This is a genomic window from Collinsella sp. AF05-9 (genome assembly GCF_003465595.1).
GTDB lineage: Bacteria > Actinomycetota > Coriobacteriia > Coriobacteriales > Coriobacteriaceae > Collinsella.
The window spans coordinates 1-14,400 of sequence record NZ_QSBB01000022.1; the positions used below are offsets into that span (position 1 = coordinate 1).

Sequence of the window (14,400 nt, forward strand, 5' to 3'; positions counted from 1 at the left end):
ATTCAGTCCAAGTTTCGGGGCGCAGTTCACTGTCCCCTTTGTGGTGGTTTTGGGTCTGAGGCGACACTAATGGCGGAGCCCCAGCAGACCGCGGCCGCGATGACGGGCCTCGGCGGGCACTTGGGCGTGCGGGCCGGCAGCCTTGACGGACTCAGGCAGGTGCGAGTACTTCTTCTTGAAGTTCTCCTCGAACATCACGGCCAAGTTATGCGCGGCCTCGTCGTAGCGCGCGGTGCTCTGCCAGTACTGGCGCGGCACCAGGATGCCGTCGGGCACGCCGTGGCACGTGGTGGGAATGTCGACGTTAAAGATGTCGTCGTGCACAAACTCGCTATCCTCGATGGTGCCGTCGAGGGCGCGCGCGACCAACGAGCGCGTGTAGGCCAGCTCGATGCGATGGCCCACGCCGTAGCCGCCGCCAATCCAGCCGGTGTTGACCAGGTACACACGCGTGCGGCCGTCGGCGATGCGCTCACCGAGCATCTTGGCATAGACCATGGGGTCGAGCGGCATAAACGGCTCGCCAAACAGCGAAGAGAACGTGGGCGTGGGCTCGGTGACGCCGACCTCGGTGCCGGGGATCTTGGCCGTAAAGCCCGTCACGAAGTGGTACATGGCGGCATCGGCCGTCAGGCGTGAGATGGGCGGCAACACGCCAAAGGCGTCGCAGGTCAGGAACAGCACGACGCTTGGAGTGGTGCCCATGCCCTTGGTCCACGCGTTGGGAATGTGCTCCACAGGGTATGCCACGCGCGTGTTGTGCGTGATCGAGATGTCGTCGTAGTTGGGCTTGCGGTTCTCGTCGAGCACCACGTTTTCGCAGATCGCGCCAAAGCGGACAGCGTTGAAGATCTCGGGCTCGTGGAAGGCGTCCAGGCCCTCGCATTTGGCGTAGCAGCCACCCTCGATGTTAAAGATGCCCATGTCAGACCAGCCGTGCTCGTCGTCGCCGATCAGCAGGCGCGTGGGATTGGCCGAAAGCGTGGTCTTGCCGGTGCCGGACAGGCCAAAGAACACGGCGGTCTCGTGCGTGACGGGATCCATACTGGCCGAGCAGTGCATGGGCAGCACGTCGTCCTCGACGGGCAGCAGGTAATTCATGACGCTGAAAATGGACTTTTTGATCTCGCCGGAATAGCCGGTGCCGGCGACCAGAATCACGCGCTCCTGGAAGTTAATGACCACGGCGGCGCTGGAGTTGAGGCCCTTGATGGCGGGATCGCACTGGTAGCCCGGCGCGGCGAGCACACAGAAGTCCGGCTCGCCGGTGCGTGCGATTTCACGGGCAAGCGGGCGGGCGAGCATCTGCTTAATAAAGAGCGCCTGGCTGGCACGCTCGCAGGCGACAAGCAGACGACGCGTATGGTTGCGGTCGGCACCGGCCATACCGCGAGTGACGAACACGTCGCGCTCGTTGAGATAGTCGACGATGCCGGCCTTGATGGCCTCGTAGCTCTCGACAGATAGCGGGCGGTTGACGGCACCCCAGGCAATCTTGTCGTGAACATCGGGGGTGTCAACGATAAAGCGGTCATTAGGCGAGCGGCCAGTGCGCTCCCCCGTCTCGATCACCAGCGCGCCGTTGGAGGCCATACGACCTTCGTTGCGACGGATGGCGTGCTCGACGAGCTCGGCTGCCGGCAGGTCGACCAGCAGGCGGGGCTGGTTCTCGGCGGGATCTTCGACCAGCGTAATGCCAAAGTTGGACAGAACTTCTGCAGGGGTAATACCTGGCATGGGGCCTCCTTTAAAAGCGCGACACGTGGACGAGGCGCGCACTTTACTCACGTAAAGCCCGTTGTACCCGATATGCAAAAACGTTTTTGCGGCAACGGCGAAGCGCCCGCCCAACGGTCAAAAATCGCACGCAAGCGGCCTAGTCGTTAGGGACACTCTTGAACAGGCAACAACCAAGGAGCGTCCCCGGATGCCAGCACTTAGGGACGTTCCCAAAGTGCCGGCACATAAGGAACGTCCCCAAATGCCGTCTACTGAATGGCGCCGCCGCAATTATCGAACAACCTGTTCAAAAACACGAACGAACACCGTCGCGTCTATACTAGAGCGCAGCAATAGAAAGGACTCCGCTTTGAGCATCACGCCCATCGATAGCATTCGCCGCGCCATCGCCCGCCGCAATGGCGTCGCCGACCCCACCGTATCGGACGGGGCGCACGGGCAGGGCGGACGCATCGAGAACGGCCTGTTCCCCGCATCGCACACCGCCGAGGAGCTCGCACGAATCCAAGAGCTAAGCCAGCGTAACGCCGGCGGTCCCGACAGCAGCCAGGCCACACGCCGTCGTCGCGAGCGCGATCGCCAACCCGGCCCCATCCACCGCATGGTTAACGCATGGTGGAACCGCCTGCTCGGCGCTGTCTACGGCGGCGGCTTCTCCACGCAAGAAGCCGAGTACGAAGATCACGCCACCCGTCGCGACTACCTTTGGAATACCCTGGGTACCGCCGTATGGGGTATGGCGTTTCCGCTGCTCACCATTGTGTCGACGCAACTCGTAGGCGCCGAGGAGGCTGGCAAGTTCTCCATCGCCTTTGTCACCGGCACGCTCATCATGATCGCGTGCAACTACGGCGTGCGCAACTTTCAGGTCTCGGACATCGACGAAAAAACCTCCTTCGCCTCCTACCAGCTCAACCGCTGGCTCTGCGGAGCGCTCGCGCTGGCATGCGGCCTGGTATACAGCAGCGCCCGCGGCTACGATGCGCAGATGGCCACGATCGGCCTAGGCGTCTACCTCTATAAGGTGATCGACGGCATCGCCGACGTGTACGAGGGCCGCCTGCAGCAGGCCGACAAGCTCTATTTGGCCGGCATGAGCCAAACGCTGCGTTCCATCGGCGTCATCGCAATCTTTAGCGTGGCACTGTTCCTCACGCACAGTATGCCCATCGCCGCCATGGCCATGGGTGTCGCCGCGATTGCCTCGCTCGTACTGGTCACCGCCCCGCTCGCCCTGCTCGAAACCGAAAAATCACGCCGCATGAGTCTGCGCGAGGCTGGCCACCTGTTTATCCAGTGCGCCCCGCTCTTTGGTGCACTGTTCCTGTTCAATCTCATCGAGAGCATGCCCAAGTTTGTGATGGAGGGCACGCTGGCCTACAAGTATCAGCTGTACTTTAATGCACTGTTTTTTCCGGCGCAGGCAATTTTGTTGAGCATTGGATTTATCTATAAACCGCAGCTCCTGCGTCTGTCGAGCATTTGGGCAAATCCGCGCAAGCGTCGCCGCTTTGACCTGATTATTGTTGCCGTTATGGCACTGATTGTGGTCATTACCGGAGCGTGCGCCGCATTTATGGCAGGCCCCGGCATCCCTATCATGAGCTTTATGTACGGCCTTAGCTTTGAGCGCTACCGCACGCTGGCGCTGCTGATGGTCGTCGCCGGCGGCATCACCGCTGCAATCGACTTTATCTACGCCATCATCACGGTGTTGCGCCACGCCGGCGACGTCACCAAGATCTACCTGATCTGCTTCGCCGTAAGCGTGGTGCTGCCAGTGATCCTGATTAAGCTGCTGGGTCTGATGGGTGCTGTGGTGAGCTACCTAGCCATCATGGCCCTACTCCTGGTGCTACTGATTATCGAGTACGCCCACATCCGCCAACGCATCGAACGCGACCGCAACCCATACGGCGCCTAATTAGCTGCCCCCGGTACCGGAATTTGCGATGGAATCACCCCGGCTGGGGTCTCGTTGCGGACGATTTGCGACACGCAGAACTAAGTGAGTAGACTTTTGCCGAATCCCTGACCACACCGGCAAAACACAAGTCAATGACCTGCGGTTTTGTTGAGGCAAATTTGCCGGCTGCTCGGCATTTCCAAAAAAGCCTACTCACTTAGCCAGCGGGCAGCCAAAAAAGAACCGTCGCGACGTCGTTTGACTCCGTTGCGACGGTTTTTCGAGCATTTTCGCGCTGCCGAGGACGCAGACGCTCCTCATTTCTAGCGCTTACCGAGCAAGCAGGCGCTACTCTCCGAAAGTAGTCAAAAAAGACCCGTCCCAAATTAGCTACGGTAGAAAGGCGGAACAAGGTTATTCGCCCGGGTTGATATTCGCATAGAACTCGACCCCGTCGTCCAGGCGCAGGATCCCAACGCGGCCAAACTCCGATCCGGTGGCAGCGGCGCAGTCGATGTCGATGCGATCGGGCACGCCGGCGGTGTCCTCGCCGCCCAGGCGCACGATCTGCCCGCGGCCCAACTCCTCATCGAGCCCCGCCAGGCCGCCCACCTCGCAATAACGCCCGAGCGACACCGTGGGCGTGTGGCCGCTCACCACGACCGGGCCCTTGCCGTCGGCAGAAAGCAGCCCTGTCGGCGCATCCCAGTAGCCGTGACGAATCCACAGCAAGTCATCGGACGACTGCACCGCAAGCATCTGCTGCAGCAGTTCGCGATCGGCGCCAACCGCTCCGGCACCATCGGCACAATCAACCCCATGTTCAAGCAAAAACGCGCGCGCCGCCTCGGTCTGGATGCCGGCATGCACCAGCAGGTACGGACGCTCGTCAGTCTCGGCCACCGCGTAGAGCGGCAGCGTCGCCATCCAACGCACGAGCCCCTCGTACGCCTCAAATTCCATGTCGTTGAGCTGCTGACGGGTAGTCCAACCGCCGTTGATATCCCAGGTCTCGGCATCGAGCGGATCCTGGCCAATGATGGCATCGAGCATGATCTGCTCGTGATTGCCCTTGAGCACGCGAGCGTTGGGTAGCGAGCGCACGAGCTTAATAACGCCAACCGGATCGGGCCCGCGATCGATCATGTCACCCAGCACGTACAGCGTATCGTCGGACGCCAGCGAAATCTTGGACAGGGCCTCGTCAAGCGCACGCACGTGCCCGTGAGCATCGGATGTCACATAGGTCGCCATGGAACGCCTCCCTTTACATTGCGACCGAAGCCCGGAGCCGCAACTAAAACTTCAAGTTGAACTTAAACGTTATCCATTGTACTCCGTTGCAATAAAGCTGGAAAGGGTTGCATACCGTCAACGGTCGCCAGCGCACGCCTGCCAACCCGGACCGCTCACGCCACGCCGTCTAGCCCAGCGCCACAACCAGCGCCGCTCGCGTCGCAGCCTCGTGTCGAAAATGCGCACGCCCGCAATCCAAGCCCATAAACCCACCATCTTTGGGTACAAATAAACGCAGATAACTGACCGTGCCACGCCAACCACCCAGGAGCGGACACCATCCATGAACCAGATACTTCTCTTTATCGGCCTCGTCATTATTCTGTGTCTGACCATCAAACCCGTCGGCAAAAAGCTCCCCTTCCCCACCCTGCTCATCTTTATCGCGCTCGGCATGCTGCTGGGCGTCAACGGCCCGGCGCATATCGACTTTAGCGACTATGCGCTCACCGAAACCGTCTGCAGCACGGCGCTGCTGTTCATCATGTTCTACGGCGGCTTTAACACCAACATCGACCGTGCCAAACCCGTCGCCGCGCCCGCGGTGCTGCTGAGCACGCTCGGTGTCGTCATCACCGCTGGCATTACGGGTGCGTTTGCGCACTTTGTACTGGGCTTCGACTGGATCGGCGGCCTGCTGCTGGGCTCAGTCGTGGCGTCGACCGATGCGGCGAGCGTCTTTAGCGTGCTGCGCGAGCACAACCTGTCGCTGCGCGGCGGCACCGACTCGCTGCTCGAGGTCGAATCGGGCTCAAACGACCCCGTCGCCTACATGCTCACCGCGGTGCTCGCGACCCTCGCGGCCGGCGGCAACATCGACATCCCCATGCTGCTGGCCAAGCAGATCATCCTGGGCGTGGGGTTGGGTCTTGCCATCGGCTGGGCATCCAGCCGCCTGATAGAGCGCGCACGCGCAACGGCCGAGGGCGCGCAGACCATCTTTTTGTTCGCCGTGGCGATCGTTGCCTACGCGCTGCCGAGTTATCTGGGTGGCAACGGCTTTTTGGCCGTATACCTGGCCGGCATCGTGCTGGGTGCCAGCGACATCACCGGCAAGGTCGAGATGGCGCACTTCTTCGATACCCTCACCGAAATGGCCGAGATGACCATCTTCTTTTTGCTCGGCCTGCTCGTGACGCCCGCCCGCCTGCCGCAAATGCTGCTACCGGGCCTGGCGCTCATGGCGTTTATGCTCTTCGTGAGCCGCCCCATCGCTGTTGGTGCGCTGCTGGCGCCCTTTAAGACGAACCCCCGCCAGGTTGCACTCGTGAGCTGGGCGGGCCTGCGCGGCGCGGCTTCGGTCGTATTTAGCCTCTTTGCCGTGGTGACCGGTATTCCCGGCGGTCACGACCTATTTGACCTGGTGTTTGTGATTGCCGTATCGAGCATCGTGGTGCAGGGCTCGCTACTGCCGGCGGTGGCGAAAAAGCTCGACATGATCGACGCAGAAGGCGACGTGCGCCGCACGTTTAACGACTACCGCGACGAAGACGGCATGTCGTTTGTTAAGCTCAAGGTGGGAGCTGGACATCCGTTTGCCGGGCGCTCGCTTGCCGATATTGGCAGCGCTACGAACATGCTCGTCATCCTGGTGCTTCGAGACGGTGCGCACCCGGTGCTGCCCAACGGGGATACCGTGATCGAAGAAGGCGACCTTCTGGTTATGGCCGCGCCGACGTTTGAGGAGCGTGCCGAGGTTACGCTGCGCGAGGTCACCGTGACGCCCCATGGACGCCTGGCCGGTCAGCGCCTGCGCGACGTGCCGCAAGGCAAGCACCCCTTTATCGTCGTGATGCTCAAGCGCGACGGTCAAACGATCATCCCCGACGGCAACACCCAAGTCCACGCCGGCGACGAAGCCGTCATCGCCACGCTGGCGTCGTAGCGGGCGGGGGTAGCTAATTTGGGACGGCCTTCTTTCTAACTTCTTTTAGTAAGCCTTTTTTAAACGCAGTACTACCACCAAAAAACTTCTGGTCAGTATTAGTCTGCTTATTTGCCTGATATTTCAGACTCGTGAACTCAATGGTACAGACATAGTCCGCGGCCTGAGCCAAATAGTAATCCGATGAAGTTGTCGGCTTATAGATAACTGCATTTTTAGCCAAAGCGTAATCGATTGCCTTGTGAAGCGCGCTCGAAACCGAACCCTGTCCTCCGTCGTAGTAAATCTTCACAGCATCAAACTGCTGAAACCAACTCAAATTATCGAATATGAAATCGATGATTTCACGCCGCATCGCATCAGCGATCAGTTTAAGAGTTCGATACCGATGCGTCTTGAATACAAACACCTTGTACGAGATGGGCAAATGTCGAAACATAACTCGAAATAGTGAAAACAGCCTTTTTCTCTCACTGATGTCCAAGTCCTTGAACTGATCTTTTCCATTCATGAGAGGAGAAGCATGGAACGGAAGAAGCGGCAATCCGCTTTCGGCTACCGCCCTTTCATATTTCTCTATTCCCTCAGCGATGGGAGTATCTTGTTCATGAAAAACAAAGGCAACCAGATAGTATTTTTCACGAAGATCATCGCTTCCAGATTCATCAATAAAGATACTCAGCTCTCGCATGGGCAATCCTTAATAAAAAAGCCGGGGAAAACGTCCCCGGCACTTGGAAGCCCTCTCTTAAGAGATGACCACCTAATTTATACCATGAAGTTGGACGTATATTCAAGCATGAGTATAAAATACAAACATATGTTCGTCAATAGCAAAGGTGACCATCATTCAGCGTCGCCATCGACAGCAAAGTCGCGGAGGTCGAGGCCTTCGCGCTCGGCTCGGGCTAGCAGCTCTTGGGGCGACTCGTCCTCGATATCTACCACGTCGAGCATAGCGGCCGGAAAGCCCACGCCGGTTGCACTCCCAACACGGTCAAGCAGACTCTCGCGCAGCTGGTCAGCATCAATGTCGATCTTCATGGTGAAACCTCCTATCAGGCCAGGCCCTTACTCGTCAGCGCCGAGCGCATCCACGGCAGCGACAAAAGCCGCAACCTGCTTGTCGTCCATCTGCACCGCCAAGTGCCCCGCCGGCTCGTCGTAGGCAAACTGAACCTTATCGATAAAGCAATCCCAGGCACGCTCGTCCACGCGCACAGCGGCCTCGCAATACTGGCTGAGCTTTTTGAGTCCATACCAAAACGCATTCACATGGCGCACAGGATCCTCGTCCAGCACACCATCATAGCGCCGTCCGTTAAACTCACGCATGCGCGCCACGGCAACCTCGAGCGAATCGCCGCCGTCGGCCGAAGACTCGTCCACAAGCTCGGGAATCGTAACTTCGCGCCGAACATTGTGCTTGGTAGTACCGTCGTACTCGCCCACCAATACGTCTTCGTCAAGTCGATCATCGTAGTCGAAATAACTACTGCCGCGGCAAATCCCATGCGGCGAACCGGCACCAAAGGCACAGAACAACCCGCCGTCGGCAACAACGCGCCTATAGGTCTCAAACGACTTCTTTACCTGAGCGAGCAACTCGGAAAGCTCCCCAGCATCGCACCCCGTCTCGCACGCAACGCAAGCAGACACCGGCAACGATACCGGCTCCACCGTGCTCCCTGCAACGCGGGCAGCGCGTTCGGTCCGATACGCTTGGGCTGCCAAACGCGCTCGCTGCGCAGCACCGCGCACATTCGTAAGCTCGCGCTCCAGCGCCACATCGCCAGCCACATCGCTCGCAAACGCGTCAACACCCTGCGGGCCGGTCGCACTCAGCTCGGACTCAAACGTCGCCGTGATCATGCCGGCAAGGTCCGTTGCGTCGGCGGCACAACGCAGTTGCTCCAACTGCGTGCATAGCAGATTGGCATCCAAGGGTGCGGCATCCACAACGCGCACGTCACTCAGACGCGCCGCGCCCTGCAACACCAAAGCCCCCGCAGCATCGTATGCCGCACGAACCCTGTCCGCCGTATTGGCACGCAGCTTTACCTCGATAAACGCAAGCGTCTGCTCCAAGCGGGCCAACAGCTCGGCCTTGTCCTCCATACGCAAAAAGGCAGCATAGCGCCGCTCCATCTGCAACGGGCCCACAACGCCTACCTGCTTGCGAGCGCGCGCAAGAGAATCAAATTCAACGCGGCGCACATACCCGTCAACGGCCTGCACGGCAGACTCACGCGCAGCACGCTCGGCAGACTCGACGCCCTCGATCACGACCAGCAGCTCGCGGGAGCGCGCCTTGCGCACCAACTCCCCGCGGTCGTACTGCTCAAGCGCCGCCTGACGCTTGGCTACCGACTCAAAGCCAAACAGCTCGTCGAGCAACTCGCCAACAGAACGCTCTTCCGCCATGGCAAGGCCTCCTCACGCGTGACGTGCCAACATGCCCGCGGGCCCACGCGCACAAGACAAGCGCCTCGCGCACGCAAGCCCGCACGCCCGCACTCCTACAGATCCAGCGCCTTCTTCGCAGCATCGACCGGGTCGCCATCCATGTAGAACACCGGGCTCAACCCCGAGATAATCTCGGACGAAACGCTCTGCAGGCCCGCGATGGCGCTCAGCGGCAATATCACGCGCTTGGCGCCGGCGTTTTTGGCCACGCGCATAATGTCCTCGAGCCCGCGGATCTCGTCCATAGAGCCCGACATGCGCAAGATTCCCGGAACCGCCAGCGCGGACATCACCGGACGGTTGCACGCCGCGGAGCACAGGCCCACAAACTCGGCAAGCGAGACTTCCTCGGACAGGCCCTTGCTCTGCAGGTCGTTATAGAACAGCAGGTAGTCCTTTGAGCCAATGTGCATGCCCGGCGCCACACGGTTCGCCAGGTTCACAAAGTTGTCGAACGCGGCCTCCAGCGTATCGCGCACCGGCTTGTTAAAGGCAACGCCCTCGTGCTTAAACTTGCACTCGCCGGCGACAGCCTTGTTCTCCAGCTTGTACACGGCAACCTCGCCGCCCTGCGACCTGCCCACGCCAAACACGTGACCGGACAGCAGCGGCCCATCGGGAATCAACGTATCCTCGGACTGCTCCGGCACGCGCACCACGTGCACGTCCTGCGGATTGTCGGCATCCATATAGCCCAGGCTGACGTCGATAAACTCGACGCCCGCCATAATCTTGAGCTGCTCCTTTACACGGCGACGGCCCTCGATGGCGTAGTCCAGCAGCCAGCGGACGTCGTCCTTGTCCATAGCCTCGTCAGGGAACAGCAGCTTGGCCAGGCCGCTAAAGGACTTGCGCACGGCAATCTCGTCACGCTTGTTAAAGTCGCTGTTAAAGCGGAAGTAGCGGTCGATATGATGCGTGAAGTCCTTGCGGCGCATCTCCTTGCAAAACTCCGACAGGCAGTCGGTGATTAAGCCGTAATGCCCGGTCAGCAGGCTCGAGCGCATCTTGGGAATCTCCCAGCCCGGCAGGTAATAGTGGATACGGTCGAAGAAGGCCGAATCGTTGTTAAACTCCGGCGGGAACGGATCAAACAGGTGCGCGGTCTTAAGGACGTTTTGCACGGTGTCGTTGATGTTGCCCTCAAAAACCATGGAGGCATCGGCGTTAATCTGGTCGCGGCCGCGCGCGTAGCTGCCACTCGCCATATAGTCCTTCATGATCTGTACGGCGTTGGCGTCCTTAAAGCGCATGCCGGCGACCTCGTCGAACGTCACGCAATCCCAATGACCCACCAAGCCCACGCGATCGGCGCGCATGGAGTTCATACGGCCGAACAGGTTGGCCGTGGTGGTCTGCCCGCCCGAAAGCAAGATGGCGTAGGGCGAAACCTCTTTGTAGATATGGCTCTTGCCGGTGCCACGGGGGCCAAGCTCGCACAGGTTGTAGTTGCGCTCGATCAGCGGCACCATACGCTCGATAAAGTGCAGGCGCTCCTTCTCCGAAAGCTCGCTGGGCTCATAGCCGGCAGAGCGCAGCAGCATGTTGAGCCACTCGTCGCGCGAGAAATACTGGCGCTCGTCGATCATGGCCTCCAGGTCCAGGTTGGGCATCTGGATAGGCGTGAGCGACGCCACGCTAAACGGAGAGTCCTCGGGCCCGCGCTTTTTGCGCTTGGCCTTGGAGCGGCGCGGCGCATCGTCGCCAAAGACCTCCATGCCAAACTCGTCTTCCTCTTCCATGGGATGACGGTACTCGATGCTCATAATGCACCAAATACCACCCTGGAGAATCTTGGAATAGTCACGCACGTACTCGGCCGGCATCACAAACGGCTCAATAGTCAGATTGGCAAACGACGCCACGTAGATGTCTTTGTATTCGTCGAGCTTGGCCGTCACCTTATCGATAATGGTAAAGCGACCCAGCTCGCGAATCTTGGACTTGATGCGCTCGGACTCGTCGGGACGCACGTAGTTATCGGTGAGGATCTTGCGGATGCGCTCCAGGCCCTCCGCCACGGCGTCCTCGTCATCGGTTGAGCAGTACATGCCCAGCAGGTACTCCAGCACAAAGGTGGGCACGTTGGCACCACGCTTCATAAGGGCCGTGAGGTCCTTGCGCACGATTTTGCCACCAAAGTGCTCGAGCAGCTTGCCGTCCAGTCCATCCATGTCGTAACCGTCGTCCTCGGGAGCCTCGGCCACGGCCTGGACATAGTCATCGGTCGAGGGCTCGTCCTCGGCAGGCGCCACAGCCTCGACGGGCGCAGCAGCCACGGCCTCTGGGACAGGCACAGCCTCCACCGCGGGCACAGCCTCCACCGGCGCATTCACATCAATCGAGGGAACTTCCCACAGATCGTCGTCATGGCTATCAAACATAGGGCACACTCCTAAAAACCAAAGTCAGCAACAGGGGCAAACGAAACAGCGATGGTGTACGTCTCGCGCCAAACGATCTTGCCCGTTTCGCGCTCGCGGCAGACCAGATAGTACGGACCCTTGGCCGAGAATCCATCCGCTGCATGCAACGCAAACTTGGCATGCACCACGCGCTCCTGCGAGTTAACAGAAGTCTTGTTGGCATGCGCCTTGACCGTATCGCTTACCTCGTTGCCACTTGCATCGGTAAACACCAGCTCGTACTCGCACGGCAAGACCTTACCTTGGGCAGGTTCTTCCTGGATCAAGTTGACCGAGAAGAGCGAGTTGGTCACTCGACGTCCCTCACTCAGCACGCGCAGCGTCGCTGCGCGCGTATCGACAAAGTCCTTGGAACCCGAGCGCGCACGCCAAAATCCGATAACGGGCACGCAGAGCTCCTGCAGGCTCATGCCGCCGTGGACGTAGTTGTTAGTGCCGCCGGGACGCTTGAAGTGCACGTTCTCGCGCGGGGCAAACCCCTCAAAACCGGCACCCAAACGTCCCATGTCAACATTAACAAACACCCCGCATGCCTCTACCGAAAGCTTGGCCACGGCCTCGTTGGGCACCACCAGATGACGCTTGCCGTGCATGACGGGAGCGTCAAGGAAGGGAAGGTCTGGCTTGCCGAGCATCTGGCACTCGTTGAGCTCACGACGCGTGTAGATAAAGCCGTGATCCGCCGTTATAACAACACGCGCGCCCGGGGCGTCAGTGCACACGCGGCGCGCCAACGCGGCAAGTTCCTCCACGGTGTCCGCGCAGGCATCGAAAACGTCATCCTGCGTAGCGGCCTTCTCGCCCGTGGCATCGATCTTGTTGTGGTAGAGATAAACGAGCTTGGAATCTTTGAGCAGCGCTTTGCGCTCGGTTCCCGCCATGTTGAGGTATGCGCTCGAGCGCAAAGCGCGGGCCGTGGGCTCAACGTGGGTAAGTACGGCCTCGCGCTGCGGAGTCGTCGCAGTGGGCATGCCGTCAGCCAACACAAACGAGCCATCCGCTGCAAGTTCAAGCGCTTGGTGCGGCAGCAGCGCGGGCATGCCCACCTCGGTGATGGAGGGAAAGACCGCCTGCATGCTAGAAACCCTGACGTTGCCGCCGCGCTCGCGCTCGAGAAGCGCCGCGACATCACGGGCCACCTCATAGCGCAGCGCGTCGCTTACGATAACGACCGTCGTTTTGGCAGACCCCACAAAGGTGGGCAGCACATGCCAGTAGAATTCATCCTGCCGCGCAGGGCCATCGATGTAGCCGCAATCGGCCCACTCCCCTTGCGCAGCGGATGTCCAGCAGGCATTGGCATCGGCCAAAAACCAGTTGCTGTAGAGATTCTCCGCCCAGTCCACCACGGCTCGGGCAGGCTCCTCGAGCACATCGCACTCGACAGAGCGCGTCCGCAAATACGCGGTGCACATATGGCGATAGGCAGCATCCATGGAATACCAATCGGACGTATAGGCATCCCACACCCGCTGGGGTTGCGCCAGATGGAACCCGCCCGCATGTGCCTGCCTAAATGCGCACATGTCGGCCACAGCGGCAAGCAAGCCAAAGTAGCTCTCGACACGGCGGTACCAGCTTAGGTCGCAGCGACGCGCCGCAAAGGCGCGTGCGTCCTCAACACGGTCTGCACCCTGGGCAAACGAGCTGAACAACTGCGAGAGCACAGCCTCATTGACGCACGGGAACACATCAAGCGAGGCCAGCACATCGATCGGCAGAGCCCCAAACCGCACAAAGAGTCCGCGGGCATCCTCCACCAAACGACAGATCTCAAATAGGTCCTCGCTCGATGCCTGGGTATCGGCGGCCTGGTCCCACGTGCGCACCGCCTCAAGGCAATAGGGGCCGTAGGCGGGAGCCACATAGCTTTCGAGTCCCTTGAGCGCTCCCTCGGGAAGCGCGGTAGACGCCGCTGTAAGGAGCACATGGGATGAAAGCATAAGCAATGAGTCGCGCTCATACAGCGGCCCCTCAAATCCATAGCAGCGAAGCATAAAGGCAGAGAGCACATCGCGCACGCAGTACTTGCCCATCAACTCGGCCAGCGCCTCGGGACCCTCGTGCAGCAGCGTGGTCATACAGCCGCGCAGCACAAACGCGGGTCGCGCGTCGCCAAGCTCTTTACCGCCAAATATCACCGTAAGAATGCCGAGTTCGATATCGGATACGCCCGCGGCATGCGGAACACACGCGGCAAACTTAGCGCAGCGGGTCTTGGCATCAAAGAACGTCTTGTGCTCGCGCAGACTCTCGCGCACGGCATCGATATTCTCGATACCCAACTGATCGGCCAAAAGCGAAAGATAGTCAGCCTGGAACTGATCGGCATACAGCTCGACATCGGCAAGCCAATCGCCCTCAAGCCTGCCGCGCGGGCAACGACGATACAACAAGATATCGCTCGCAAGGTCATCGCGGTTGATAAGTTTCTTGACCGCAAACATGCGGCCCTCGCAAGCCTCAACAAACCGCACCGGGCGCTCAAAGTCCCCGTGAGCGGGCATGACGCTATCATCGGCCCCCGCGCCGTCGAAACCCTCGGCGGCCAATCGCTCAAACTCAGGGGCAAACTCGCCGTCCGCATCGTGCCAAACCACCACACGACGGGGCATGCATGCGGACAACGGCTGCAAAAACCGCAGCTTAAGCTGTTCTTCTACATCGATCTTGGGCATGAA

At 60.1% G+C, this 14,400-nt stretch carries 9 protein-coding genes; 2 read left to right on the plus strand and 7 right to left on the minus strand.

The annotated features are described in order from the left end of the window. Window positions 1-66: 66 nt before the first annotated feature. Complete coding sequence (gene pckA / locus DWV43_RS07130) at window positions 67-1,737, minus strand: phosphoenolpyruvate carboxykinase (ATP) (protein WP_199569409.1); 1,671 nt, start codon at window positions 1,735-1,737, stop codon at window positions 67-69. A gap of 352 nt (window positions 1,738-2,089) precedes the next feature. Here pckA and DWV43_RS07135 point away from each other — a divergent pair, with 352 nt between their 5' ends. Next, window positions 2,090-3,664 (plus strand): lipopolysaccharide biosynthesis protein, encoded by a 1,575-nt coding sequence (locus DWV43_RS07135; RefSeq protein WP_233539222.1) that lies wholly within the window; start codon window positions 2,090-2,092, stop codon window positions 3,662-3,664. A gap of 396 nt (window positions 3,665-4,060) precedes the next feature. Here DWV43_RS07135 and DWV43_RS07140 read toward each other — a convergent pair whose 3' ends face one another. Then, the gene (locus tag DWV43_RS07140) at window positions 4,061-4,900 is read right to left on the minus strand and encodes a metallophosphoesterase (protein WP_117817634.1); all 840 of its coding nucleotides are present in this window, start codon (window positions 4,898-4,900) and stop codon (window positions 4,061-4,063) included. Window positions 4,901-5,225: 325 nt separating this feature from the next. Here DWV43_RS07140 and DWV43_RS07145 point away from each other — a divergent pair, with 325 nt between their 5' ends. Next, complete coding sequence (locus DWV43_RS07145; RefSeq protein WP_117817632.1) at window positions 5,226-6,827, plus strand: potassium/proton antiporter; 1,602 nt, start codon at window positions 5,226-5,228, stop codon at window positions 6,825-6,827. A 13-nt stretch (window positions 6,828-6,840) separates the two neighbouring features. On the opposite strand, the gene DWV43_RS07150 is transcribed toward DWV43_RS07145, so the two are convergent. The 5 genes from DWV43_RS07150 to pglZ all read right to left on the minus strand — a co-directional run bounded on the left by DWV43_RS07150 (window position 6,841) and on the right by pglZ (window position 14,397). Continuing rightward, window positions 6,841-7,518, minus strand: a complete 678-nt coding sequence (locus DWV43_RS07150) for a DUF3800 domain-containing protein (RefSeq protein WP_117817630.1) — start codon at window positions 7,516-7,518, stop codon at window positions 6,841-6,843. 155 nt (window positions 7,519-7,673) lie between these two features. Beyond that, complete coding sequence (locus tag DWV43_RS07155; protein ID WP_117817628.1) at window positions 7,674-7,871, minus strand: hypothetical protein; 198 nt, start codon at window positions 7,869-7,871, stop codon at window positions 7,674-7,676. Window positions 7,872-7,898: 27 nt separating this feature from the next. Further along, window positions 7,899-9,251 carry a hypothetical protein gene (locus DWV43_RS07160; RefSeq protein WP_117817626.1) on the minus strand — a complete coding sequence of 451 codons (1,353 nt, stop codon included), beginning with the start codon at window positions 9,249-9,251 and terminating at the stop codon, window positions 7,899-7,901. Between the two features lie 95 nt (window positions 9,252-9,346). After that, window positions 9,347-11,677, minus strand: a complete 2,331-nt coding sequence (gene brxL, locus DWV43_RS07165; RefSeq protein ID WP_199569407.1) for a protease Lon-related BREX system protein BrxL — start codon at window positions 11,675-11,677, stop codon at window positions 9,347-9,349. A gap of 11 nt (window positions 11,678-11,688) precedes the next feature. After that, entirely contained in the window at window positions 11,689-14,397 is a 2,709-nt protein-coding gene (gene pglZ / locus DWV43_RS07170; RefSeq protein WP_117817624.1) for a BREX-1 system phosphatase PglZ type A, read from the minus strand. Between the last annotated feature and the right edge of the window lie 3 nt (window positions 14,398-14,400).